The sequence below is a fragment of the Denitrobaculum tricleocarpae genome (genome assembly GCF_007004665.1).
GTDB lineage: Bacteria > Pseudomonadota > Alphaproteobacteria > Kiloniellales > Kiloniellaceae > Denitrobaculum > Denitrobaculum tricleocarpae.
The window spans coordinates 92,506-115,897 of sequence record NZ_ML660054.1; the positions used below are offsets into that span (position 1 = coordinate 92,506).

Sequence of the window (23,392 nt, forward strand, 5' to 3'; positions counted from 1 at the left end):
CTAATGCAAGCCCAACAGTTCCATAAATTCAATTTTCCTCACTCGGGCCGCTTTTCTCAAGCCGATCAAGGTAGTGCGCTTCTTGCGTTGGGTGCGGCCCGGACAACTCTACAATTGGAACACCTGAAATTTCCTTAATCAGTTTTTCCAGCATTGCCGCCGAAAAATCCTCGTAATCTGTCGCTGTCATGACGAAGGCGCCGGTGCCTCCGATCACATTGTACCGATAGTAGGTGTCGATGGTCGGATCTTCGTTCAGGATCGCCAGGCCGTTGATGGTAATTCCCGAATCCACCACCTGATCCCGTACCCGCTCCGGCCGCGTTCCCTGGTTTGTACGGCCGTCCCCCGACACGTCAATCACCTTGCGCCGGCCGGCATAGCTATTCTTCTCGAACTGGCGGGCTGCGAAAGTCAGTGCACCGCCCAGGGCCGTGCCGCCCCCGAAGAGAAAGCGGGGCGTATTATCGATCTCCTGAGCGAAGCGTTCCGCGGATTCCTCGTCCTTAATCTCAAACCAGTCAATCGCCAGCAGTTGCTTGCGCGCGTCGGACCACTGCACCATCGCTACGACGATGCCCCGGTCGCCAGAGGCTCTGATGGCACCGATCACTGCTTCATTCCGAAACGCCTGGGACATTCCACGCATCTGGAGATCAAATTCCTGCGAGGAAACACTTGAAGAGGTGTCAATCGCCAGTATCAGCTCGAGATCGACGGTTCTTTCCTGCGCCGTTTGTTGAAGCGTTTCCGGTCCAAGGCTCTCCGAGAGCGATGCAGTTGCGGTCATCACCGACGCGGCCAGGCCGGCAAAACCCAATCGCGCCGCCGACAGGGCGGCGGCTGAGAACCTGTTTCTGGGGGATTTTTTGTTCCGGTCCGCCGAAGCAAAGCTTGCCAGGAGAGTCCGGTCCGCCGAGTGATTTGGTCGCTTCATAAAGCGAGTGTAGACTTATATGGAAGCGGCGTCTTCGATAATGATCTGAACCGCGTCCCGCCCGGTCCAGCTGTCGAGCTTGAGCTTTCCGGCCACATGAAGCGGCAAGGCGTTCGATTTCAGCAGCAATTCGCCCAGAGGATTGTCCAAAGCCCGGAAGGCGATCCCCTTGATCCGTTTGCCGTCCAGACCGACAAGGCTGCAGCGGACATGGTCCGCGCCAACCACGCCGGCATTAGCAACCTGCACCGAAGACAAGACGAACCGTGGTTGCGGATTGCCGACTCCAAAGGGCCCGCAACGCTCGATCTCACGCAGGAGTTCGGCGGTTGCTCCCCCTGGCTGCAGCGCGCCGTCGATGCCCAGGGACGGAATATAGTTGGCCGCCGCCAGCTGCGCCCCGATCCGGTTTCTCAGGAAGGCTCTCAACGGCTCCAGTCCGCCGGCGGCAACCGTAAGTCCGGCCGCCATGGGGTGACCGCCTCCATTGACCAGCAGCCCCGCCTGCCGTGCCGCAATGACTGTCGCGCCCAGATCGACACCCGGCACGGACCGGCCCGAGCCTTTGCCGAGACCGGTCTCATCCAGCGCGATCACGATCGCAGGCACGTTATAGCGATCCTTGAGCCGGCTTGCGACAATGCCGATGACGCCGGGATGCCAGCCAGGCGCAGCGGCAATCACGACACCGGATCCGACCTCCCCGTCCGCTTCCACCTGTTCAATGGCCTGATCGAGCACAAGGGCCTCGAGCTCCCGGCGCTCAGCATTGTGCCGGTCCAGACGCACGGCCAGATCGCGAGCCTGCGCCGCGTCATCGGTCGCCAGAAGCGTGGCCCCCAGTCCCGCCTCCCCGACCCGGCCGCCCGCGTTGACCCTTGGCCCCAACATAAAGCCGAGATGGAAACTATCTGGACGCTCACTCAGTTTTGCGACGTCCGACAGCGCAACAATACCGCTGTTTCTGCGTTGCGCCATGACCTTCAGGCCCTGGCTGACGAACGCTCTGTTAAGCCCGTAGAGAGGCACCACATCGCAGACAGTGCCGAGCGCCACCAGATCTAGCCATTGCTTGAGATCCGGTTCCGCGATCCCTGCCTGCTGAAACCAGCCCGCCGTGCGCAGCCCCCGGTTGAGGGCAACCACCAGCAAAAAGGTCACGCCAACCGCAGCTAGATGGCCACAATCCGAGTCCTCGTCCTGCCGGTTGGGGTTCACGACGGCGGTGGCGATTGGCAGCCGCGGTTCGGCTGCATGGTGGTCCACAACGATCACCTCCAGCCCCTGCGTAGCTGCATCTTCGAGCGCATCGAACGCGGTAATGCCGCAATCCACCGTGATCACGACCTCGATACCTTCAGACTTCAACTGGCGCATAGCCGCTGCGTTGGGCCCGTAACCCTCTGAAATCCGGTCAGGAATGTAGACGCGAAGGTCTGCGCCAACCTGCTTGAGAAACCGTTGAAGCAAGGCCGAGGAGGTCGCCCCATCAACGTCGTAGTCGCCGAACACAGCGATCGCTTCCCGGTTCCGGATCGCGGTTACGAGCCGTTCGACCGCCAGGTCCATATCCCTCAGATGAGAAGGGTCAGGCAGAAACTGACGCAAAGTCGGGTTCAGGTACGCTTCGGCGTCTTCCAGGCCGACGTCACGGGCCGCGAGAACCCGGCCGACAATCTCAGGCAGCCCCAGACGCTGAGACAAAGCGAGTCCGCGCCGCGGGTCGGCCAGGCGTTCCTCCCAGCGTTTCCCGGACGCGGAATTTTCGACATTCAGAAAGCTGGCACGCGGCGAATGCTGTTCTGGTGTCTGCCCCATGCCTTCCTCTTTCCTATACGCCCAGCTTGTCGTACCAGGTCTTGCGGGTGAAATCGTGATGCGCCTCGACCATGCGAACCGTGCCCGTCTTGGAGCGCATCACCATGGAATGGGTGGTGGCCCCGCCGTGGTGACGCCGCACGCCGCGCAACATGCTACCATCCGTGACGCCGGTCGCGACAAACATCACATCGCCGCCGGCAAGTTCATCCAGTTGATACTTACGGTCGAAGTCCTCGATGCCCCAGCGCCGGCCCCGCTCCCGCTCGTCTTCATTGCGGAATACCAGACGCCCCTGGAACTGTCCGCCAATGCAGCGCAGGGCCGCAGCGGCCAGGACGCCCTCGGGCGCTCCGCCGACGCCCATGTAGAGATCGACACCGCTTTCCGGACGGCTGGTCGCCATCGCGCCCGAGACATCGCCGTCGCCGATCAGCATAATCCGCGCTCCGGCGGCACGCACCTCGGCGATCAGTTCGCTGTGCCTGGGGCGGTCAAGGATGCAGACGACCAGGTCCGAAACATCGGTCTTGGTCGCTTTGGAGAGATTTTTCAGGTTATTGGCGGGCGTCTCATCCAGATCGACAACCCCCTCGGGCAGGCCGCCGCCCACGGCAATCTTGCTCATGTAGGTATCGGGCGCGTTCAAAAAACCACCTGACTCGGCAAGCGCGATAACCGCAAGCGCGTTCGGACCGCCCTTTGCGGTCAGCGTCGTTCCCTCCAGCGGGTCAAGTGAAATATCGATCTTGGGTCCGCCTTTGCCGACCTTCTCGCCGATGTAAAGCATGGGGGCTTCATCGCGTTCTCCTTCGCCGATCACGACCGTGCCGTCGATGGACAACTCGTTGAGCGATTCGCGCATGGCATTGACCGCGGCCTGGTCCGCCGCCTTCTCATCGCCGCGGCCCATCAGTCTCGAGGCCGCCAGGGCCGCAGCCTCGGTAACACGGACCGTCTCAAGCGCAAGATTTCGATCCATTGCGCTCTCTGCTGCGTCGGAATTTGCCATCGTTCATCTACTCCAATTCAATCCTAAAAAACATCCATCGCCCGCTTTCCGGGCGCCGCTTCGCCAAACCTACAGCGGTTTGATTACAGCGATTCAATTCTGATCATGCGCGGTGGTTCGAGCACCGCCTCCATCGCTTCGATGCGCTGCAGCGCGCTTGCGATATGCTGTTGTGTCGTCGCATGGGTCGTGATGACCACCGGTACCGGTTCACCGGGCGCATGGCCCCGTTGCAGCATTGCTTCCATGGATATTTCCTCATCGCGGAGTGCCGCAGCGACATCGGCAATCACGCCGGGACGGTCTGTCACCATCAAACGCACGTAGTGCGACGACACATGCGCGGCCATCGATGTCCCTTTGCTCGGCGCGAGTTGGGCCGCAGGGATCGCAAAGGTCGGCAGAGTGCTTCCACGCGCGATATCCATCATATCGGCGACAACCGCCGAGGCCGTCGGTCCCGCCCCGGCACCTGCGCCTTCGGAGAGAATGCGACCGACAAAGTCGCCCTCGGCAACCACCGCGTTGAACACGCCCTCGACATTCGCGATCGGCGTCTCCTTCGCCACCATGCAGGGATGCACCCGCTGGAGGACTGCACCCTCGGACTGCTGCGCAATACCCAGCAGCTTGATTCGATACCCCAGTTCCTCAGCGTACGCGATATCCAGGGCAGAGATTTCCCGGATTCCCTCGACCGATACCGAGTCAAAATCGACTTCGCATCCGAATGCCAGGGCAGTCAGGATCGCAAGCTTGTGCGCGGCATCGACACCGTCGACGTCGAAGCTCGGATCCGCCTCGGCGTAACCAAGCGCCTGCGCTTCCTCGAGCACTTCGCTGAAATCCCGTCCACTCTCGCGCATCGCGGTCAGGATGTAATTGCAGGTACCGTTCAGGATACCGTAGACCCGGTCGATCGCGTTACCGCCCAAGCCTTCCCGCAGGCTCTTGATGACCGGGATACCGCCGGCAACGGCCGCTTCGTAACCCAGGTAGACGCGGGCATCCTCAGCGGCGCGCGCCAACTGTGTTCCGTGATGGGCCAACAAGGCCTTGTTTGCGGTCACCACATGCTTTCCGTTGGCGAGCGCGGTTTCGACGACCTCTTTCGCGATGCCGTCCGAACCGCCGATCAACTCCAGAACCACGTCGATCTCACTGTCAGCTGCCAGTTCGACCGCGTTGTCGAACCAGCGAACCGCGGAAAGATCGACACCTCGGTCCCGCGTCCGGTCCCGCGCGGAAACGGCAGTCACATGAAATTCGCGGCCACAGCGGGCCGCAAGCAACTTTCCGTGCGCTTCAATGATGCTGAGTGTGCCGGCACCCACTGTGCCCAGGCCGGCGATACCGATACGCAAGGGTTTCGTCACGATGCTATTTTCCGCTCTTCTAAAAGGTTGCGCACTTTCTCAGTATCCTTGAACAGCGCCTTGATATTGCGTACCGCCTGGCGGGTCCGGTGTTCGTTTTCGACCAGTCCCAGGCGCACATGACCATCGCCGTACTCACCGAATCCCACACCCGGTGCCACGGCGACCTTGGCATGCTGCAGAAGTATTTTTGAGAATTCCAGAGAGCCGAGGTCGGCAAAGGCCGGCGGCAAAGGCGCCCAGGCAAACATTGTCGCAGGTGGGCTGGGAACATCCCATCCAGCCGCCTCCAGGCCCGAAATCAAAACATCACGGCGGGACTTGTAGCGCGCCCGCATCTCATCGATGCAGCTTTGATCGCCATTCAGAGCCGTCGTGGCCGCAACCTGGATAGGTGTGAAAGCGCCATAGTCGACATAGGATTTCACCCGCATCAACGCCGCTACCAGCTTTTTGTTGCCGGTGCAGAAGCCAACGCGCCAGCCCGGCATCGAGTAGGTCTTGCTGAGGGATGTGAACTCGACAGCGATATCGCGCGCGCCGGGCACCTGCAGGATGGAAGGTGGCGGTTCACCCTCGAAATAGACCTCTGCGTAGGCGAGGTCGGAAATGATATAGATGCCCTGACGGCGGCAGAAGTCGACCACTTCCGCATAAAAATCGAGCCCCACCACTTCGGCCGTCGGATTGGCCGGGTAATTCAGAACCACCGCGGTTGGCTTGGGCACCGAGTGCTTCACCGCCCGCTCCAACTGGGCCATGAAGTCGAAACCCTGTCCGGCCGGCATGCTTCGGATAGAGGCCCCGGCGATGATGAAGCCAAAGGCATGGATCGGATAACTGGGGTTGGGCACCAGGATGATATCACCCGGCGAAGTGATCGCCTGCGCAAGGTTGGCAAGGCCTTCCTTCGAGCCGATGGTGACACAGGTCTCGCTCTCGGGGTCGACCTCAACCCCGAAACGGCGCTGATAATAGGCTGCAAGTGCCTTGCGAAGCCCGGGAATGCCGCGAGACGTGGAATAGCGGTGCGTTCTGGGATCCTGTGCGGCCTCGACCAGCTTCGCAATCACATGCGGCGGCGGCGGCTGGTCCGGATTTCCCATGCCGAAATCGATGATATCTTCACCAGCCGCCCGGGCCTTTGCTTTAAGAGCATTGACCTCCGCGAACACATAGGGCGGCAAACGCTTGATACGGTGAAATTCCTGCTCCATCTGAATCTCTTGGGATTGCGCCATCCCGGGGCGTGTGATCTGAAAAAGCCGGCCTCAAGGCAGGTGAAAAGCAGCGCGCTGCGCCCTCATCACGGCTGCAAAGCCGCCCACGTCCCGCTTTTTAGCGCTCCGCCGCCTAATATGCCAGATAGATCTCAGCCCGACGGTTGCCGGCTTCGCCTGTGGGCATGAATTCGTGGAAAACCGGCTGATTGTCGGCCCGGGCTTCCGTCACGACCTGTCCTGCCGGCACGCCAAGCCGCCGCAGCGCTCTGGCGACGGAATCCGCGCGTTTCAGCGAGGTTTCAAGGTTTACCGCCCGATGGTTCACAGCGTCCGTCGAACCGGTCCGCGAACTCGAGTGCCCGACAACCAGGATGCGGGCGTTGTTTTGCCGCTGGATCGCGACAACATCACGCAAAACACTCAGATCGTTATTGTCCAGCCCCGTCGAGCCATGACCGAAGTAAATGACCGCCGTCAGCTGACCTGCTGCGCTTGGCACGGCCGCGCCGGGCGCACCCGGAACCTGGACGCGTGGTGTTGCTTGCGCCTGTTGAGAACCTGCACCTGATGAGCCCGGAAGCTGGTAACGCGGTGGCTCAAAGGTGGGCGGAACGTAGTCAGACGTTGTCTCGTTTCCGGACCTGGCCGGAAAAGCAGGTGGCAGTTCCGTGCTCGATCCCGCAGCGGACGCAGTCCCTGACTGAGGGGCTGCCGGAGCTGGTGCTGCGGGTGCCGGGGCTGCGGGTGCCGGGGCTGCAGGTGTCGATGCGGAGGGTGTCGGCGCGGAGGGTGTCGCAGGTGAAGACGGTGCGACCTCCGCAACCGAAGTTCCGGCCGGCGCAGGTGCCGGCGGTGGCGGCGGTGGTGCTGCGGGCGCGGCTGCAGGCGCCGCGGGCGCTTGCGCCGCCTGAGGTGCGGCAGGTGCGGGTGTGGGTTGGGCCGCAGGCGCAGCCGGAGCTTGCTGAGCTGTAGCAGGCGTTGAAGGAGCTGGCGGCGCAGCAGGTGCCGGCTCCCGTCGCGGTGCGCTGGGCGGCGGCGGCGCAGGTGGGATCAGGGTCGATTCAGCCGTCAACGACTGATCGCTGTAGCGCGCGTTCGAGCGATCCGCCGACAAGCCCTCGCTCAGGCTCTCGCGCTCGGCGCGCGTCGATGCCGCTGGCGATTCGCCGGGAACACTCGATAGATTAGGAAAACCCTCAGCCGGCTCGGCTCCGTCAGGAGCAGTAACCGTCGTGCCTGGCTCATCATCGCTGGAGAACACCTCATCTATACCGGATGAACAGCCCGTTAAAATGATCGCAACGGCCAAGAACGCGGAGCTTCTGCACCAGAAACCACGACGTTTGTCTTCGAACGTATTATCGCTGGCCACAGTCATATTCCAGCCTTATCCCCTAGATCCATTACGCATAATTGGCGCAAACTCAGTCCTTATAACGTTACGAAGCTTTAAAAATCCACAACAAGCATTGTTTGCCCCCTTATAGGGCCGTTAGAAGCTGTTATTCTGGATTTGAATAAGCATGTCTTTCATCGCAGTGTTGGATGAGATCATTATAACAGTTGCCGTTAGACCGCTTTACGTTCGATTCGCTGGAATCATAGGCAAGGCTTCATGGTTGAGCAACCGTCCGCCGACGACACCTCAGAAGAAACACAGGATCTCGCGACCACGCTGAGCACCATTGCAGAGCAAAGCAGCGAGATGGTCAGTGATTTCCTGAAGGAGACCTATGGCATCGATTATGCGTCACAGGTCGATCCCCTCAACATCGGCGGTGCCTTCCTGGAATTGACCACCCGCATGATGACCAATCCGGCGCTTCTGGTTCAAGCGCAGATGTCTCTGTGGAAAAGCCACATGGATCTCTGGCATTCGACAACCCAACGCATGCTGGGCCACGATGTAGAACCGACGATCGAACCTGAGCAGCATGACCGGCGGTTTCGCCATGAAGCCTGGGAAGACAACGAACTCTTCGACTACATCAAACAGTCTTATCTTCTTAGCGCGCGATGGCTGCGTTCGACCGTGAAGACCCTGCACGGCAAAGACGAGCATGAAGCCGAGAAAATTGATTTCTTTACCCGACAGTTTGTTGACGCCCTTGCCCCGTCAAACTTCATGCTCACCAATCCTGAAGTTCTGGAGGCGACCATGGAAAGCGGGGGCCAGAACCTCTTGAAGGGCCTGGATCATCTGCTCCATGATCTCAGGCGCGGTGGCGGTCAGCTTAAAATCAGCATGACCGATGACGACGCTTTCGCTTTGGGTGAAAACGTTGCGATCACCCCGGGTAAAGTCATCTTCCAGAACGACCTGATCCAGCTTATCCAATACGAGCCCTCGACCAAAAAGGTGGCCGAGCGGCCGGTCCTGATCATCCCGCCGTGGATCAATAAATACTACATCCTCGATCTGCGGCCGGAGAACTCCTTTATCCAGTGGATGGTCGATCAGGGCCAGACCGTATTCTGTATCTCCTGGGTCAATCCTGACGAGACTTTGGCCCAGAAGACCTTTGAGGACTACATGTTCGAAGGTCCCCTCGCTGCGATCGACGTCATACAAAAGGCAACAGGACGGAAGGATGTGAACGCCGTCGGCTACTGCCTGGGCGGGACGCTGCTTTCCGTGACACTGGCGTATCTGGCGGTGAAGAAAAAACCGCTGGTGCATGCAGCAACCTTCATCGCGACGCTGACCGATTTCTCAGAACCGGGCGAACTGGGCGTCTTCATCGATGACGAACAGGTCACGTTGCTGGAAGAGAAGATGGCCGAAAAGGGTTATCTCGAAGGCAAAGACATGGCCGCGACCTTCAATCTCTTACGCGCCAACGATCTTATTTGGTCTTTCGTCGTGAACAACTACCTCCTCGGCAAGGAACCCTTTCCTTTCGATCTGCTTTATTGGAATGAAGACGCGACCCGCATGCCCGCGGCCATGCATTCCTTTTACCTTCGAAAAATGTATCTGGAGAACCTGCTGGCGGTGCCGGGCGGCATTGAACTCGGGGGAGTTCCGATCGATCTCGCAAAGATCAAGGTTCCCGTCTACATGGTTTCAGCCAGAGAAGACCACATCGCACCCTGGCGCTCCACTTATCTGGCCATTGACCTCTTTAACGGACCGATCCGTTTTGTGCTCACGGCGGCGGGACACATCGCAGGCGTCGTCAATCCTCCCCATAAAAACAAATACGCCTACTGGACCAACAGCCGGCGCGCCAAACATCCCGAAGTCTGGTACAAAAACGCCAAGAAACATGATGGCTCCTGGTGGAACGATTGGGCGAAATGGCTGCATAAACACCAGGGCAAAGACGTCGCCGCCCGCAAACCGGGCGGCGGCAAAATCAAGGTGATCGAAGACGCACCAGGCAGTTACGTCAGGGTCAGCATTCTTCACGAACCCTCGGACGAACCCGAGTCCTGATACGAAGCGGCAAGCTGAAGGTAGTTGTCCCGCAGGTAGGGGATCATGTCCACTTCCTCCGGTCTGAGACTGCGCATGAATGCCGCAGGTGTCCCGGACCAGAGCTCGCCTCCCGGAACGCGTTTTCCCGGCGTCACGACAGCCCCCGCGGCCACCATGGCCCCGCTCTCAACCACGGCTCTATCCATCACCACGGAGCGCATGCCGATAAAAGCCCGGGACTGCACCTCGCAGGCATGCAGAAGCGCCATATGACCGACAGTCACGCCCTCCCCGATCAGCGTCGGCACACCGCCGCCGGTCTGCCTGTAGTCGCCGTTCCGGTCATGGGTTGCATGAACAACGCTGCCATCCTGGATGTTTGTTTCCGCGCCGATCCTGATGGCATTGACATCGCCTCGGATGACGCAGCCATACCAGATCGAGGCGTGGGGGCCAATTTCGACATCGCCGATGATGATCGCGTTCTCAGCCACAAAAGCGGTCTCATGGATCTTGGGCATAATGCCGCGATAAGGCCGAAGAACACCGCTCACGATCTTTCTACCCGCCCGCCGGCATTCACCTGAAAAATCCCGTCTGTGATCACTGCATGATCATCCGGTACTTCGCGAAACCGTCATCGGCCTCCCCCGCCGCTTCGATCGGCAGGCTGCCGTCCAGCACCTTCGCTGCCGCGGGTGAGGAGGAGAAGGTGACGTTGACATCGCCCGATACCGGCTCGAAAGACCAGTTCATATCAGCCGAGGGGTTGAAGCTTTTGAGCTCGAAGATGTAGTTCGCCAAAACCGTGCGGTTTTCATCCGGTGCTTCGATAATGGTTGTCGTTCCATCAAGGGCCGGAAAATTACCGCCGCCACCGGCACGGTAGTTGTTGGTCGCCACGATGAACTTCGCTTCGGGATCGATTGCGGCCCCCTGAAACTGCAGATCGACAATCCGCCGGGCGTCGGGATCCGTCAGGGACCCGTCCCTGGCATAGCGCGCAGGCTGTGTGAGATCGATCCGATAGGTTACGCCATCGATGACATCAAAATTGTATGAGGGAAATTCGGGGTTCAGAAGCGCCTGTTCAGACCTGGTGCCAGGATCGATCTGGTTGAAAGCGCCCGCCGACATCTCCAGCCATTCCTGCACCTGGGCTCCCGTGAGAAGGACGGCGCGCAGTGTGTTGGGGTAGATATAGAGGTCGGCAACGTTGCGCAGTGCGATATCGCCGCTTTCGATCGCCGTATAGTATTCGGGGCCACCCCGCCCGCCGGCCTTGAAGGGCGCGCCCGCCGAGAGCACGGGCAATCCGTCGTATTCCGTCCCTTTGATCAACCGCTCAACGTACCACTTCTGCGCGTTGGTCACGATCTGAATGGAAGGATCGTCGGCCACAAGCGCGAAGTAACTGTTGATCGGCGCTTCGGTTCTGCCCACCGCTTCGCTCATGTAAGCGATCGTCGCCTGATGCTCTTCGGCGATCGCCGCCATGATCTTCGGATCCGCGTCGACCAGAGCGATTTTCTCGCGCCCCTCACGTTTATAGGTCGCGCGCACCTTGCCTTCGCCCCCGTTCACATACCATTTCCCGACCGTGCTGCGGCGAAGCTCAAGATCCACGAGCCCCAGGTGACTGCCCCAGAACCCGGGCATGGTCGCGGGAACGCCATTGATCGTTCCTGTCTTGACGTCCACACCTGGAAGATCGGCATAGGTTTCAGAGGGGAAAACCTGGTGCGCGTGACCGAAGAGAATGGCATCGATCCCGGGCACGAGACTCAACTCGTAGGTTGCGTTTTCATCCAGGACTTTCGGACGTTCCGCGGTAAGTCCTGAATGCGGCACGGCCACAATGACGTCGGCGCCCATCGCCTCCATCTCAGGAACGTAACGATGGGCAGAATCAATAATGTCGCGCGCGATCAGCTTGCCGGATAAATGAGCCTTATCCCACTGCATAATCTGAGGCGGCACAAAACCAATCACGCCAATTTTAATGGGATAACGTTGGCCATCTGCGGCCAGAAGCTCACGCTCCAGAATCACGTAGGGTGCAAAGTAGGGTTTGTCGTTTGTCGGGTCCAGATCACCATCATCATAGAAAACGTTGGCGCTCACATAGGGAAACTTAGCGCCCGCAAGCGCTATCCCCAGGTATTCCAGGCCATAGTTGAACTCGTGATTTCCGATGTTGCCGACATCGTAATCAATCAGGTTCATGGCTTTGAAAACCGGATGAACCTCGTCCTTCTGCAAGCCGCGCCGCTTCGCCATGTAGTCGCCAAGCGGATTGCCCTGAATGAGATCTCCGTTATCGATCATCAGGTGATTAGGATTTTCCGCGCGGGCCTGCTCGATCAGGGTCGCAACCTTGGCCAGACCGACCGATGCCGACTGTTTATTGGCGTAATAATCGTAATCGGCCACATGAACATGAATGTCCGTGGTTTGCATGATCCTCAGCGTCGCGGTCGTCTCGCTCAGTGCAGAGCCAGAAAATGCCATGAACCCGAGGCAGAATGCGGCGACGGCAATTGTGGGGCGCGGACTTCTTCCGATGGACGCAGACATTTCGACTCTCCCGCTTGGTCACAGACTCACGCCGAACGACTCGCCTCGCCGGGATTCTCCTCGGCATGCGATCCTTTACGATACGCTTGAAATTAAAGTGGGAAAAGAAGTTACGAGCGATGAAATGCGGGATCTACCGGGGCGAGTGCCAGAGCGCACCAAGAGGCCCGTCTGCGCCGTAAATCGGATCGGAGGCCGGGACCCGGGCGGCTTCACGAGACGATAGCCGGACACCATCGCCGGGCCGCGCAAACCCGATGTCCTCCTGCCCTTCAGGATAGGCCCCAACCACAGTAAAGCCCCGCGTCGCTTCCACAAGCCTGTGGCCGAACCCGGCTGGAAGAATGACCACGTCACCCTCCCTCACCTCATGGCAAGGGCCATCCTGGCCGCCGAGTTGAAGGGTCGCTTGACCGGCGATGACCGCGAGAACCTCGTGCGCCGCGTAGTGGTAGTGGTGAAAGTCGAAAATCCCGTAAACCCATGCTTTGTCCCAGTGGTTCACGGCATAGAGCGCGATGATATCGCCGCTGACGAGCTCACCGCCAAGGGCTTGAGGATAAATCAGCGCCGGCAGATCAGGATTATTGGGTATCCCGTTGTTCGCATTCACTTTGACTTGAACGACATCCGCCGTTTCGATCCTGCCGCCGTTTTGCAAAATTCTACTAAAAGTCACTCTTTATCATTTTGTGAACAACTTTAACGGAACGTCGGTTGTAGGCGCGGGCCCGCTTGAACGCAGAGAGTTCACTCTCCGTCGTGGCGAACCTGCAATGATCGAAAGGAGACTATCGTGGAAAGCATTACGAGTACCGATCTTTTGATCTTTTTCGGCTTTGGACTCGCGATATTAACCGTCTCGATCCTCGCTGTTCTGTTCGAGGAGTCAGATAAGACGATAGGCCGTTTGCCTTTCCTGGGTTGGATGGCGGCCTTGCTCTTGCTACCGGGTATCGGCAACCTCGCAGGCGGATTATTTGCAGGTTTGGCCGTTTCCCTCGCGCTGACTTATCCTGTTATGCAACGTTACGTTCAGCGGGCCCGTGATGCCGGCATGAGCAAGACAATCGCGTTCCTCTCAATCATCCCACTCGTAAGCCTGATCACGAGCCTGATACTGCTCATTGCGCCCGGTGTCTCGGCACGGATCTCGTCCGAAGCCCCGGCGGTTTTCAGCAACGCGGGCTAACTGCGTTCGCGCCACTGATGCAGCAAGACGATCAAGGCTGTTTGGAAAAGAGCGGTTCGTTGACCTTGAACGGCAACGGGCGCTCTTCACTTCGAACCGATTAACCTGCAAGCTCGCGCGATAGCGCCCTCAGCCTTGATTTGACGATCATGACGTGAAATCGGTAAATGCCGCGCAGGTAAACCCTGCCGAGCGGGTTGTGGGTGTGAACCCAGGTTGCGAGCGAAATCTGTTTGGAATCCTCGCTCTCCCGGAAGACCGAAATCTTAAAGTCCAAATGCGCGTCATCTTCTCCGAGAATGATTTCATTCTCAGTGATACTGCGCACACAGAAGAAGTTGATGGGCTCACCGACCTGAACCGGAGACCGGCGGTCGTTGTCGGTGGGCAATTGTGCGGTTGATTTCAGGCCAAAGGCCTTGACCCCTAAATCGCGCGTTGCCAGCAGCGCTCTAATCCAGCCGGGCAGTCCGGTAAAAATCCGTTGCGCGATGTCTCCTATCGGCAGGCCCGTGCGTTCGATGTCGGTGGCGTAGCAGTCCAGAAAATCGCCCGCTCTTACAAAACGATGCAGTTCACTGCCTGCCGCCAGATTTGTCTTTCTGACTGTCATAGCAATTGCAGGCTATTCGGAACGGTCTGCGAACTGCAAACGCAAACCGGGCGAGCGACAACATGCCACTCCCCCGTCGAATAGGTGCCGCCGAAAAGGGCTCATCTAATCCTGGAGTTTTACACTTCTGAAGATTTGTCCGTAAAAAGAGGTCGTAGGACTTTGGGGCCGAATTCTACTTCGTCGAATACAATTCAAGCGGTTCTGCAACGCCCCGGATCTCAAATGTCCCTAAAGGTTCGCATTTCAGCACCCCTTTGATTGCATCGGCAGTTGCCGCTGTCATCAGGATTTGCGTGTTGGTCCGCTTGTTAAGCTGTTCAAGCCTCGATGCGATATTAACGCACTCACCGTAGATCGTGTATGTAAGCCGATTACCGCCACCCACGGCACCCGCCGCAACGTCTCCGGTGTTAATTCCGATCCGAACCCGCAAAGTCACATCTTCGAACGCTCTCGATGCAACCAATAACACGAGAGACTTCGCCGCGCTGACTGCATGAAACGCGTGCTTCTCGTCGGTGATCGGTACGTTAAAGCTGGCGAGCAAGGCATCCCCCTGAAACTGGGTAATAGTCCCACCATGTTTGGTTATGATTGCGCCAGCTGCCTCGAAAAATTCGTTCAGGACACGCAAAAGCTTTTCCGGCGGGACGCGTTTACTCAGTTCTGTAAAGCCTTCCAGGTCTGCAAAAAGAACAGTCGCGAGCCGCTTTTTAGGCAGCAACTGACCACGATCGCGCAGAATCTCTGTAACGACTGTATCCGGCACGAACTTGCCGAACGTCTCGCGAATGAAGTGCTGCTGCTCAAGTGCGTCTTTGCGTTGTTGCTCGGCAAATAAGACTCGGTAGACTAAAGTCCGAGAGCGCCACACCGTAAGAGCTAAAACAACAGTGACGGCAGAAAGAAACGCGATCTGGTTCAAAAAGAAGTTCGGGCGGACCACGTGCGGATCCAGATATCGATCGATGAACTCCTCCGAGTTTATGCCCTCGTTCAGCAAATCCAATGGCCACATAGGGATGGTGTCAGGCAGGTTTGCGATCCAAAGATAGCCGGCCGACCAGGCAAGTATTGACGCCGCGCCAGCCCAAATCACGAGCGCAGGTGAGTAGCTCAAGCCAATCGAGACGAGGAACACCCCCAGATACAAAAAACCGGGCAAGCGAAGATTCAGTTGCCGTGTCCAGCTCTCGATTTCGAAGGGCATTGGAATTGTGACGATGTAACTCAGCGCGCCGGCTTCCAACACCAAAAGTGCGGCGATGATGACAAATCCGCCGCTGCCTTTGCGGGCAAGCAGGTAAGGCAAGGTCCCGAGAAATGCAAAGACCGCTATCAACGCGAGATATGTGCCCGCACGTTCCCCGGAAACAGTCACCAGCACCCAGATCGCCAAAAGGCCCAGCACCGCCAGCCGCCCCCAGAGCATGAAGGACAAACCAATGCGTTGCTCCCGCGCTATCGCTTCGGTCGCAATACGAGACTTATCTGAAGCACCCTCTGCCGACGACCTCTGCAATCGCTTGTTCTCCCAAACTCTTCTCGTGTCTCGGCGCCCCTGCAAAGGCGCCCTGTTATCGAGACGAGAAGGCAAACTTCCCTTTGGCACTTACATACAACAAGCATCCAGCCGAAGAATCGCAGGCAAGCGCGTGGTCGATGTCTGTGGGCGTACCGAAGTAACTCCCCGGTTCCAGGCGCGTTCGAGTTTTGCTATCGGTCCGTTGATGGGTGATGATCCCCTCAATGACGACTGCCTTAAGCCAGTCTCCCGCGCTACTCAGGATCCCGTCAAATCCGGCCGGCAGCCGAAGAAATGTACCGTTGCGTCCGTTGTCTCCCGGTTCACCCCACAGAAACGCCATTTGAGGTCCGAGCGCGTCGCGCGGGGCATCGATCCAGGAAACATCCGATGGATCTAACCAAACAACGTTGCGGGCTTCGATATTGACAGGACGTTCGCCGTTGTCGAAGGCCTCCTCCTTAGGTCGAACCAGATACGGTCCCTCCAGGATCTCGAGAAATATCTTGGTCGCCTCGCCTTGAGCTGACGTGACATGCGTTTCGCCGGCGGGCTGCGTCCAAAACGACCCCGGTCCCATCCACAGCTGTGCGGCTTCGGGATCATCGTTATGAACTTCACCACTGATAACGACCGCCCGATAGGTGATGTTGTGGATATGCGGTGGTGACGAAAATCCGTCGCGGAACTGGACCAGGGTTCCGGTCGCAGCCGGATTCCTGATATCCCCCCAGAGCACACCCGCTTTTGGGCTCGCCTCCCCCCGAAGCGGATTGAGAGCCTGAAAAGAGACGTCGGGCCGGGCAACCAGCTCAAAGTCCGGCTGCGCCTGGGCCACGCCCGATGCGGCTAATAAAGCGGCGGCGACTGAAACAGCAGTTCTTCCAAGCACGTTCAACTCCGGTGTATTTGATCGACATTCAGGTTCGGAACCCGCATCTTACTGACCGGAAAAAACAAATAATCACCTTATTGATAAAAAGAGTATTTGGAAATTCGGAACAATGTCGCTTGATTTAAAATCCCTGGAGCTTTTCGTAAGAGCCGCCTTTTTAGGGGCCATAGGCAAGGCGGGCGCAGAAGTTGGATTGTCTCGGACAGCAGCGACTCAGCGTATCCAATCCCTGGAAACAGACGTAGGGGTTCAGCTCTTTCATCGAACGACCCGCAGGTTGTCCTTAACCAGCGACGGCGAGACGTTCCTTGGACATGCGAAACGCATCCTCGATAACGTCGACGAGGCACTCTCGGAAACGCAGAGAGACCCACGGGCGATCAAGGGAGAACTGCGGATCGCCAGTTCCGCGTCCTTCGGCCGACGGCACATAGCTCCCTATGTCTCTGAGTTTTTGGACGAACACCCTGGTGTTTCGATCCAACTCAGCCTGAACGATATGGTGGTCGACCTTGTGAACGGCGGTTTTGACCTCTCTATTCGCTTGGGTGAACTCGCGCCCTCTTCGTTGAAGGCACGGCGGCTCGCGGCAAGCCCAAGGATCGTCGTCGCGGCACCCACGTACCTGGCCGGTCACGATATGCCCAAGGCTCCCGAGGAACTGATCAACCACAACTGTCTCGTGCGCGGCGATGCAAGAGCATGGAAGTTGCGAGATCCTGATGGAAAAGTGCGGGACTACAAAGCCACCGGCAACTTTGCCAGCAACAGCGCCGAGGCAATAACCGAAGCTGCCCGGGCTGGCCTGGGCATCGCCAGAAAATGCAAATGGGAGGTCACGGAAGAGCTTGCAGCCGGAACACTGATCCAGATTTTTGAGGAATACACTGTCATGCCCGAGTGGAGTGTTTTTGCAGTGCGTTCTCCATCTCGCCACCTGCCGGCGCGGGTTCGCGAATTCATAGAATTTCTGAGAGAGAAACTGCAATCCGAGCCATCGCTGACTTAGATTGGAAGCGGCCTGAAACGGACATATCTGGTGACTGGCGCTTGGAGAGTCACCTTACGGACGTGCATATGAATTCGGCGTTTCCAGCAGTTGGAAACGCCGAATAAAAAACTGAAACTGAAGCGCTGTTCCAGATTAACGCTTGGAGAACTGGAAGCTCCGGCGTGCTTTCGCCCGGCCGTACTTCTTACGTTCGACGACACGCGAATCGCGGGTCAGGAAGCCGCCGGCCTTCAGGACCGGACGCAGGCCCGGCTCGAAGAGGGTCAGAGCTTTCGAGATACCGTGACGTACGGCGCCGGCCTGACCGGAGAGACCGCCACCGGTCGCCGTGCAGACCACGTCGAACTGGTTGGTGCGATCGGTAACCGTGAAAGGCTGGGCGATCATCATCCGCAGCACTGCGCGGGCGAAGTACTTCTCCTGATCGCGGCCGTTAACGGTGACCTTGCCGGTTCCGGGCATGATCCAGACACGGGCAACCGCGTCTTTCCGCTTGCCGGTAGCATAGGAGCGACCTTGAGCATCCTTCTTCGGCTCTGCCGTGGTTTCGACTGCCGCTTCCGCCGTGGCTACGTCGCCAAGCTGGCTCAAATCGGTCAGGGTCTGAGTTTCCTCGGCCATGACTTACGCGCTCCTCTTGTTCTTCGGGTTCTGCGACGCGAAGTCGAGAACGACCGGGCTCTGTGCCTCATGCGGATGCTCGGTTCCGGCATAGACGCGGAGATTTTTCATCTGCTGACGGCCGAGCGGTCCACGGGGAACCATGCGCTCGACGGCCTTGGTGACAACACGCTCGGGGTGGGCACCGGCGAGGATCTGACCAGCAGTACGCTGCTTGATGCCGCCCGGGTGACCGGTGTGCCAATAGTAGGTCTTGTCGGTGAGCTTCTTGCCCGTCAACTTGATCTTCCCGGCATTGATCACGATGACGTTGTCACCGCAATCCATATGAGGGGTATAGGTCGGCTTGTTCTTGCCGCGCAGGATCCGGGCGACTTCGACGGCCAGGCGACCAAGCACGACGCCGTCGGCGTCAATGATGATCCACTTTTTCTCGATATCCGCCGGTTTGGCTGAAAAAGTCTTCATTGGTTTATCCACTCGTCGTGAAGGCCATGGGCTTCCCACACAAGGAAAACGGGGCTTCACACAAAAGAGAAAATGAACGCACGGGCGATACCCGTCCGTAACGCGGCGGTTTCTAGTGCAGCGATCTTGGCCTGTCAACGCCGAAAAAGCGTGTTTTTCGAATATTTTAGCATTGCGGTATCATAATACCGCTTTGTTAACCTCATGATTTAAAGGTTATTTCCGGTAACTTCATAGCATGTCTGACAGGATCTGCCAAAAATCTCCCGGAATTTGAGGGATTTAGCGGCTATCTGGGGGGCAGCGAATAGGTGCTGGTCACATGAGCTACCGGACCTTCGTCCTCTTCTCCCTCGGAAAAGAGCGAAACCTCGCCATAAGCCAGTCTCTTGCCCGCCTTGAGAACGCGGCACTCGACGATCAGCGCGACCGGCTTGGGACGCTTGAGGAAATTGATGTTGAGGCTGGTGGTGACCGCCATCTCCGCCTTGCCGACCACGGACATCACCGCGATCCACATGGCGCAATCGGCAACCCCCATCATGGTCGGACCGCTGATAGTTCCGCCAGGCCGCACGAAAGCCTCCCGGTAGGGCTGCCTCAAGCGGCAGGTCCCCTCACCGATATCCTGAATTTCAAGCCCCAGATCCAGCACCAGGGGCATTTCCGCCCGGCAGATCTCGAATATCTCTTCGGCGGTAATCAGCGCCATCCTCTATCATTCCCCTCTCTCAAAGGCCCTTGCGGACGTTACCCGTCCTGATGCATACCAAACATTCGTTAGGCACGCACCATCAGAGTCCGTCCGACCTTGAAAGTGCCAGAAGGGACCCTTGATCGATGATCAGTTTTTTAGCGGGCGTCCGCGTTCTGGACATGGGCCAGTTTCTACCCGGTCCCTATTGCGCGCAGATTCTCTCGGATATGGGTGCGGACGTCGTGAAGCTGGAGCCTCCCGGGGGCGACCCCATGCGGGAATTTGGCCCCCTTGGGATAGACGGGCTCTCGCTGTTCTATAAAGGCATCAACGCCGGGAAGAAGGTCATCAGCCTCGATCTGAAATCGCCGGACGGCAAAACCGCCTTCACGGCGCTTATCAAACGCACAGACGTCCTCATCGAATCCTTTCGCCCGGGCGCCCTTGAGCGGCTTGGCTTCGCGCACGACCATATTAAAATACTCAATCCCCGCCTCATTCACTGCGCCCTTTCCGGCTTCGGACAGTCCGGACCTTACCGGAAGCGCGCGGGGCATGACATCAACTACATGGCGATGGCGGGCGGTCTTGCGGCCTCGGGGACGACTGACAAGCCGGTTTTCGCCGCCCCACCTGTCGCCGACTTCGCAAGCGGCAGTCAGGCGGCATCGGCGGTGCTCGCGGCGCTCTTCGGACGCGAGCGCGGGAGTACAGGCTGCTATCTCGACATGAGCATCGCCGAGTCCGTCTTGGCATGGCAAGGCATGAACCTGACCGCCTGCAACACGGAAAACCATCGGCCGGAACGCGCGAGAAACCTGCTCAACGGAGGTGCGGCCTGCTATCAGATTTACAGGACCCGCGACGGGCGTTTTGTCAGCCTGGGGGCGATCGAGCCGAAGTTCTGGGCGAATTTCTGCCAAACACTCGCCCGTCCCGACTGGATCGCGCGGCAAGCCGAAAACCTGCCGCAAACCGCTTTGATCGATGAAGTCGCCGCAGCCATCGCACAGCAGGATCTGTCGCACTGGCAGGAGCGGCTCGATCCTGTCGATTGCTGCTTTCACACGGTCGTCGAAATCGCTGAGATCGCCGAACATCCCCAGATTAGGGCACGCGGGATGCTGGCGTCCGATCCTGAGGCGCCCGGCGTGGTTCAGGCGCTCTATCCGGCGTGGCTCGACGGCAGCCCACCCGAACAGCGCAGACCCGTGAAGACAGCCAGTTGTGAAGAGGTGCTTGCCGCCTGGCACTCCGACGAAGCCTGAAAGGACAAACCCCGATGCGGCTGGACTTAAGCCGCATCAGCAGGAATAGTTAAGTTGATAAACCATTTCGCACCGGAGGCCTTGGTCCCATGAGCGCAGTATCCGCATCAGACGCCGTGAGCAATGGCACTGCAAGCAATGACGAGGCCATTCTGCTGCGCAGCGATTCCGATGGCATTGCCACGCTCACCCTGAACCGGCCCAAACAGTATAACGCCCTCTCAACCGGCTTGATGAGCGAGGTTCAGGCTGCGCTGGATGACCTACGCGAAGACCACTCGGTGAAAGTCGCCATCCTGGAAGCATCCGGCAAGGGCTTCTGTGCCGGGCACGACCTGAAGGAAATGCGGGCCGGTGATGGCCGCACCTACTTCGAAGCTGTCTTCAAGCAGTGCAGCCGCATGATGCTCGCCATCACCCGCCTGCCCCAGCCGGTCATCGCGAAGGTCCACGGCATCGCAACCGCAGCCGGCTGCCAGCTTGTGGCGACCTGCGACCTGGCGGTCGCCTCCAATGACGCACACTTCGCCACACCGGGCGTGAACATCGGGCTCTTTTGCTCGACCCCCATGGTCGCGCTCTCGCGCGCCGTGGGTCGAAAGACCGCCATGGAGATGCTGCTGACCGGCGAAGGCATCGACGCCGCGACGGCGGAACGCATGGGCCTGATAAACCGGGCGGTACCCCCGGGCGAGCTTGACCGGATAACTCTGGAGTACGCCGAGAAGATCGCGAGTAAATCACCGCTGACCTTGAAGATCGGCAAGGAAGCCTTTTACCGGCAGATCGAAATGGATCTCGAGCAAGCCTACAATTACGCCAGCGAAGTCATGACAACCAACATGCTTGCGCGCGATGCGGAAGAAGGCATCGATGCCTTCATCGAAAAGCGCGATCCAAAATGGACCGGCGAATAAGTCATGAGCGGAAAGATCGATCACGACAGTTACAGCGACGCCAGCCTGCGCAATCTCCTGAACAGCGTGAAGAGCGTCGCCGTCGTGGGTGCCAGCCCCAACTGGAACCGCCCCAGTTACTTCGTCATGAAGTATCTTCAGGATAAGGGCTATCGGATCCTGCCGGTCAATCCCCGGGCGGCCGGCGAAGAGATCCTGGGCGAAAAGGTCTATGCATCTCTCGCTGAAATTCCCGAAAACTTCGACATGGTCGATGTCTTCCGCAACTCCGAGGTCGCCGGGGCCGTTACCGACGAAGCGATCGCGCTCAAAGACAGCAAAGACATCAAGGCCATCTGGATGCAGCTGACCGTGCGCAACGACGCGGCGGCGGCGCGTGCCGAAGCCGCCGGACTTCAGGTCGTCATGGACCGCTGTCCCAAGATCGAGTTCGGCCGCCTGAACAGCGAGCTCTCGTGGGGCGGTTTCAATTCCAAGGTCATTTCAGCGAAACGCCGCAAGGTACGGATCGGATGAACCCCAAAGAGGAAAAGGCCGCTGCACCGAAGTTCGGCTTCGAGACCCGCATGATCCACGCAGGGGCGCAGCCGGAGCCGGTCACCGGCGCGCGCCAGACACCGATCCACCAGAATACTTCCTACGTTTTTCACGACGCCGAGCACGCGGCCTCGCTTTTCAATCTGCAGACCTTCGGCTTTATCTATTCGCGCCTTACCAACCCGACAGTGGCCGTGCTGGAAGAACGCATTGCCAGTCTGGAGGACGGGCGCGGCAGCACCTGTTGCGCGTCTGGACACGCCGCGCAGTTGCTCGCCTTCTTCGCATTGATGGAACCAGGCGACAGCTTTATCGCTTCCAACCGGCTCTATGGCGGTTCAATTACCCAGTTCGGCAAGACCTTCAAGAAGTTTGACTGGCGCGTGAAGTTCGTCGACGTGGACGATCCGCAAAACGTTCGCGACGCCCTGTCACCCGACTGCAAGGCGATCTTCGTGGAAAGCCTCGCCAACCCCGGCGGCGTGGTCAGCGACCTGGAGGCCCTCTCGAACATTGCAAAAGAAGCAGGCATCCCCCTGATCGTCGACAACACCATGGCAACGCCCTACCTCTGCCGCCCGATCGAGTGGGGCGCGGATCTGGTCGTGCACTCCACGACCAAGTTCCTCTCGGGCAACGGTACTTCGCTGGGGGGATGTGTTGTCGACAGCGGCAACTTCGACTGGGCCCAGAACGATAAATTCCCCGGTCTCGCCGCGCCCGAGCCCGCTTATCACGGGCTGAACTTTTACGAGACCTTCGGCGACATGGCCTTCACCACCCATGCCCATGCCATCGGCCTGCGGGATCTGGGTTCGACCATGGCGCCCATGAATGCCTTTCAGACCATCCTCGGCTGCGAGACCCTGGCCCTGCGCATGGAACGGCATTGCGAGAATGCCAGGAAAGTCGCCGAGTTCCTGGAAGCACATCCGGCGGTTGCCTGGGTCTCCTGCGCCGCCCTGCCCTCCAGCCCCTATCACGCCCTGGCGCAGAAGTATCTGCCCAAGGGTGCCGGTGCGGTCTTCACCTTCGGCGTGAAAGGCGGTTATGAGGCGGGCACAAAAGTCGTCGAGAACTGCGAAATCTTCTCGCATCTCGCCAACATCGGCGACGCCCGTTCACTGATCCTGCATCCTGCGTCGACCACCCATCGGCAGCTCAGCGAAGAGCAACAGCAGGCCGCCGGCGCGGGGCCGGATGTCATCCGTCTCTCAATCGGTCTGGAAACCCTCGAGGATCTGATCGCCGACTTGGATCAGGCTATCTCGAACCCCTGA

23 protein-coding genes are annotated in these 23,392 nt (G+C 58.8%); 8 read left to right on the top strand and 15 right to left on the bottom strand.

What is annotated here, in order from left to right; translation table 11 throughout:
• Window positions 1-28 precede the first annotated feature (28 nt).
• The 6 genes from FKG95_RS09485 to FKG95_RS29595 form a co-directional block, all read right to left on the bottom strand.
• Complete coding sequence (locus tag FKG95_RS09485) at window positions 29-937, bottom strand: DUF1194 domain-containing protein (protein ID WP_142896120.1); 909 nt, start codon at window positions 935-937, stop codon at window positions 29-31.
• 15 nt (window positions 938-952) lie between these two features.
• Window positions 953-2,755 (bottom strand): single-stranded-DNA-specific exonuclease RecJ, encoded by a 1,803-nt coding sequence (recJ, locus tag FKG95_RS09490; RefSeq protein WP_142896121.1) that lies wholly within the window; start codon window positions 2,753-2,755, stop codon window positions 953-955.
• A gap of 13 nt (window positions 2,756-2,768) precedes the next feature.
• Window positions 2,769-3,737 carry a class II fructose-bisphosphatase gene (gene glpX, locus FKG95_RS09495; RefSeq protein ID WP_142896122.1) on the bottom strand — a complete coding sequence of 323 codons (969 nt, stop codon included), beginning with the start codon at window positions 3,735-3,737 and terminating at the stop codon, window positions 2,769-2,771.
• Window positions 3,738-3,850: 113 nt separating this feature from the next.
• Window positions 3,851-5,143 (bottom strand): homoserine dehydrogenase, encoded by a 1,293-nt coding sequence (locus tag FKG95_RS09500; protein WP_142896123.1) that lies wholly within the window; start codon window positions 5,141-5,143, stop codon window positions 3,851-3,853.
• A complete protein-coding gene (locus FKG95_RS09505; RefSeq protein ID WP_142896124.1) occupies window positions 5,140-6,360 on the bottom strand; it encodes an LL-diaminopimelate aminotransferase in 1,221 nt (406 codons plus the stop codon). Before FKG95_RS09505 ends, FKG95_RS09500 begins: the two co-directional genes overlap by 4 nt.
• A gap of 136 nt (window positions 6,361-6,496) precedes the next feature.
• Window positions 6,497-6,865, bottom strand: a complete 369-nt coding sequence (locus tag FKG95_RS29595; protein WP_179954016.1) for an OmpA family protein — start codon at window positions 6,863-6,865, stop codon at window positions 6,497-6,499.
• 32 nt (window positions 6,866-6,897) lie between these two features.
• On the opposite strand from FKG95_RS29595, the gene FKG95_RS29600 reads away from it, so the two are divergent.
• Together FKG95_RS29600 and FKG95_RS09515 are read left to right on the top strand one after the other, a co-directional pair.
• Entirely contained in the window at window positions 6,898-7,338 is a 441-nt protein-coding gene (locus FKG95_RS29600; RefSeq protein WP_179954017.1) for a hypothetical protein, read from the top strand.
• A gap of 643 nt (window positions 7,339-7,981) precedes the next feature.
• The gene (locus FKG95_RS09515; RefSeq protein ID WP_142896126.1) at window positions 7,982-9,805 is read left to right on the top strand and encodes a PHA/PHB synthase family protein; all 1,824 of its coding nucleotides are present in this window, start codon (window positions 7,982-7,984) and stop codon (window positions 9,803-9,805) included.
• On the opposite strand, the gene FKG95_RS09520 is transcribed toward FKG95_RS09515, so the two are convergent.
• The 3 genes from FKG95_RS09520 to FKG95_RS09530 all read right to left on the bottom strand — a co-directional run bounded on the left by FKG95_RS09520 (window position 9,775) and on the right by FKG95_RS09530 (window position 13,043).
• On the bottom strand, window positions 9,775-10,341 hold the full coding sequence (locus tag FKG95_RS09520) for a gamma carbonic anhydrase family protein (protein ID WP_218940146.1): 567 nt from the start codon (window positions 10,339-10,341) through the stop codon (window positions 9,775-9,777). The genes FKG95_RS09515 and FKG95_RS09520 overlap by 31 nt on opposite strands.
• A 49-nt stretch (window positions 10,342-10,390) precedes the next feature.
• A complete protein-coding gene (locus FKG95_RS09525) occupies window positions 10,391-12,364 on the bottom strand; it encodes a bifunctional 2',3'-cyclic-nucleotide 2'-phosphodiesterase/3'-nucleotidase (protein ID WP_142896127.1) in 1,974 nt (657 codons plus the stop codon).
• Window positions 12,365-12,497: 133 nt separating this feature from the next.
• Window positions 12,498-13,043: a cupin domain-containing protein gene (locus FKG95_RS09530; RefSeq protein WP_218940147.1), complete on the bottom strand. Its 546-nt coding sequence runs from the start codon at window positions 13,041-13,043 to the stop codon at window positions 12,498-12,500.
• A gap of 117 nt (window positions 13,044-13,160) precedes the next feature.
• On the opposite strand from FKG95_RS09530, the gene FKG95_RS09535 reads away from it, so the two are divergent.
• The gene (locus FKG95_RS09535) at window positions 13,161-13,556 is read left to right on the top strand and encodes a DUF805 domain-containing protein (protein ID WP_142896128.1); all 396 of its coding nucleotides are present in this window, start codon (window positions 13,161-13,163) and stop codon (window positions 13,554-13,556) included.
• A 100-nt stretch (window positions 13,557-13,656) separates the two neighbouring features.
• Here the strand turns inward: FKG95_RS09535 and FKG95_RS09540 are convergent, their stop codons facing one another.
• The 3 genes from FKG95_RS09540 to FKG95_RS09550 form a co-directional block, all read right to left on the bottom strand.
• The gene (locus FKG95_RS09540; protein WP_142896129.1) at window positions 13,657-14,169 is read right to left on the bottom strand and encodes a DUF2867 domain-containing protein; all 513 of its coding nucleotides are present in this window, start codon (window positions 14,167-14,169) and stop codon (window positions 13,657-13,659) included.
• A 175-nt stretch (window positions 14,170-14,344) separates the two neighbouring features.
• Window positions 14,345-15,694, bottom strand: coding sequence for an adenylate/guanylate cyclase domain-containing protein (locus FKG95_RS09545; RefSeq protein WP_142896130.1), 1,350 nt, complete (start codon window positions 15,692-15,694; stop codon window positions 14,345-14,347).
• Between the two features lie 55 nt (window positions 15,695-15,749).
• Complete coding sequence (locus FKG95_RS09550) at window positions 15,750-16,589, bottom strand: DUF4437 domain-containing protein (RefSeq protein ID WP_179954076.1); 840 nt, start codon at window positions 16,587-16,589, stop codon at window positions 15,750-15,752.
• A gap of 112 nt (window positions 16,590-16,701) precedes the next feature.
• Between FKG95_RS09550 and FKG95_RS09555 the strand changes: the two genes are divergently transcribed.
• Window positions 16,702-17,601: a LysR family transcriptional regulator gene (locus tag FKG95_RS09555; RefSeq protein ID WP_142896132.1), complete on the top strand. Its 900-nt coding sequence runs from the start codon at window positions 16,702-16,704 to the stop codon at window positions 17,599-17,601.
• Window positions 17,602-17,736: 135 nt separating this feature from the next.
• Here the strand turns inward: FKG95_RS09555 and rpsI are convergent, their stop codons facing one another.
• The 3 genes from rpsI to FKG95_RS09570 form a co-directional block, all read right to left on the bottom strand.
• Complete coding sequence (gene rpsI, locus FKG95_RS09560) at window positions 17,737-18,225, bottom strand: 30S ribosomal protein S9 (protein WP_142896133.1); 489 nt, start codon at window positions 18,223-18,225, stop codon at window positions 17,737-17,739.
• Window positions 18,226-18,228: 3 nt separating this feature from the next.
• Window positions 18,229-18,693: a 50S ribosomal protein L13 gene (gene rplM, locus FKG95_RS09565; RefSeq protein WP_142896134.1), complete on the bottom strand. Its 465-nt coding sequence runs from the start codon at window positions 18,691-18,693 to the stop codon at window positions 18,229-18,231.
• Window positions 18,694-18,982: 289 nt separating this feature from the next.
• A complete protein-coding gene (locus FKG95_RS09570; protein ID WP_142896135.1) occupies window positions 18,983-19,405 on the bottom strand; it encodes a PaaI family thioesterase in 423 nt (140 codons plus the stop codon).
• Window positions 19,406-19,533: 128 nt separating this feature from the next.
• Here FKG95_RS09570 and FKG95_RS09575 point away from each other — a divergent pair, with 128 nt between their 5' ends.
• From FKG95_RS09575 to FKG95_RS09585, 4 genes are all read left to right on the top strand, one after another.
• A complete protein-coding gene (locus FKG95_RS09575; RefSeq protein ID WP_142896136.1) occupies window positions 19,534-20,658 on the top strand; it encodes a CaiB/BaiF CoA transferase family protein in 1,125 nt (374 codons plus the stop codon).
• Window positions 20,659-20,747: 89 nt separating this feature from the next.
• Window positions 20,748-21,575 (top strand): enoyl-CoA hydratase, encoded by an 828-nt coding sequence (locus FKG95_RS09580; RefSeq protein WP_142896137.1) that lies wholly within the window; start codon window positions 20,748-20,750, stop codon window positions 21,573-21,575.
• A 3-nt stretch (window positions 21,576-21,578) separates the two neighbouring features.
• Window positions 21,579-22,091, top strand: coding sequence for a CoA-binding protein (locus FKG95_RS29605; RefSeq protein ID WP_179954018.1), 513 nt, complete (start codon window positions 21,579-21,581; stop codon window positions 22,089-22,091).
• Complete coding sequence (locus FKG95_RS09585; protein ID WP_179954019.1) at window positions 22,088-23,392, top strand: O-acetylhomoserine aminocarboxypropyltransferase; 1,305 nt, start codon at window positions 22,088-22,090, stop codon at window positions 23,390-23,392. Before FKG95_RS29605 ends, FKG95_RS09585 begins: the two co-directional genes overlap by 4 nt.

What these genes read in the sequence shown, in the direction of transcription:
- FKG95_RS09505 (WP_142896124.1), bottom strand. Translation starts at nt 6,360, where the DNA reads ATGGAGCAGGAATTTCACCGTATCAAGCGTTTGCCGCCCTATGTGTTC.
- FKG95_RS09540 (WP_142896129.1), bottom strand. Translation starts at nt 14,169, where the DNA reads ATGACAGTCAGAAAGACAAATCTGGCGGCAGGCAGTGAACTGCATCGT.
- recJ (WP_142896121.1), bottom strand. Translation starts at nt 2,755, where the DNA reads ATGGGGCAGACACCAGAACAGCATTCGCCGCGTGCCAGCTTTCTGAAT.
- glpX (WP_142896122.1), bottom strand. Translation starts at nt 3,737, where the DNA reads ATGGATCGAAATCTTGCGCTTGAGACGGTCCGTGTTACCGAGGCTGCG.
- FKG95_RS09515 (WP_142896126.1), top strand. Translation starts at nt 7,982, where the DNA reads ATGGTTGAGCAACCGTCCGCCGACGACACCTCAGAAGAAACACAGGAT.
- FKG95_RS29605 (WP_179954018.1), top strand. Translation starts at nt 21,579, where the DNA reads ATGAGCGGAAAGATCGATCACGACAGTTACAGCGACGCCAGCCTGCGC.
- FKG95_RS09575 (WP_142896136.1), top strand. Translation starts at nt 19,534, where the DNA reads ATGATCAGTTTTTTAGCGGGCGTCCGCGTTCTGGACATGGGCCAGTTT.
- FKG95_RS09570 (WP_142896135.1), bottom strand. Translation starts at nt 19,405, where the DNA reads ATGGCGCTGATTACCGCCGAAGAGATATTCGAGATCTGCCGGGCGGAA.
- FKG95_RS09525 (WP_142896127.1), bottom strand. Translation starts at nt 12,364, where the DNA reads ATGTCTGCGTCCATCGGAAGAAGTCCGCGCCCCACAATTGCCGTCGCC.
- FKG95_RS09555 (WP_142896132.1), top strand. Translation starts at nt 16,702, where the DNA reads ATGTCGCTTGATTTAAAATCCCTGGAGCTTTTCGTAAGAGCCGCCTTT.
- FKG95_RS09485 (WP_142896120.1), bottom strand. Translation starts at nt 937, where the DNA reads ATGAAGCGACCAAATCACTCGGCGGACCGGACTCTCCTGGCAAGCTTT.
- rpsI (WP_142896133.1), bottom strand. Translation starts at nt 18,225, where the DNA reads ATGGCCGAGGAAACTCAGACCCTGACCGATTTGAGCCAGCTTGGCGAC.
- FKG95_RS09585 (WP_179954019.1), top strand. Translation starts at nt 22,088, where the DNA reads ATGAACCCCAAAGAGGAAAAGGCCGCTGCACCGAAGTTCGGCTTCGAG.
- rplM (WP_142896134.1), bottom strand. Translation starts at nt 18,693, where the DNA reads ATGAAGACTTTTTCAGCCAAACCGGCGGATATCGAGAAAAAGTGGATC.
- FKG95_RS09580 (WP_142896137.1), top strand. Translation starts at nt 20,748, where the DNA reads ATGAGCGCAGTATCCGCATCAGACGCCGTGAGCAATGGCACTGCAAGC.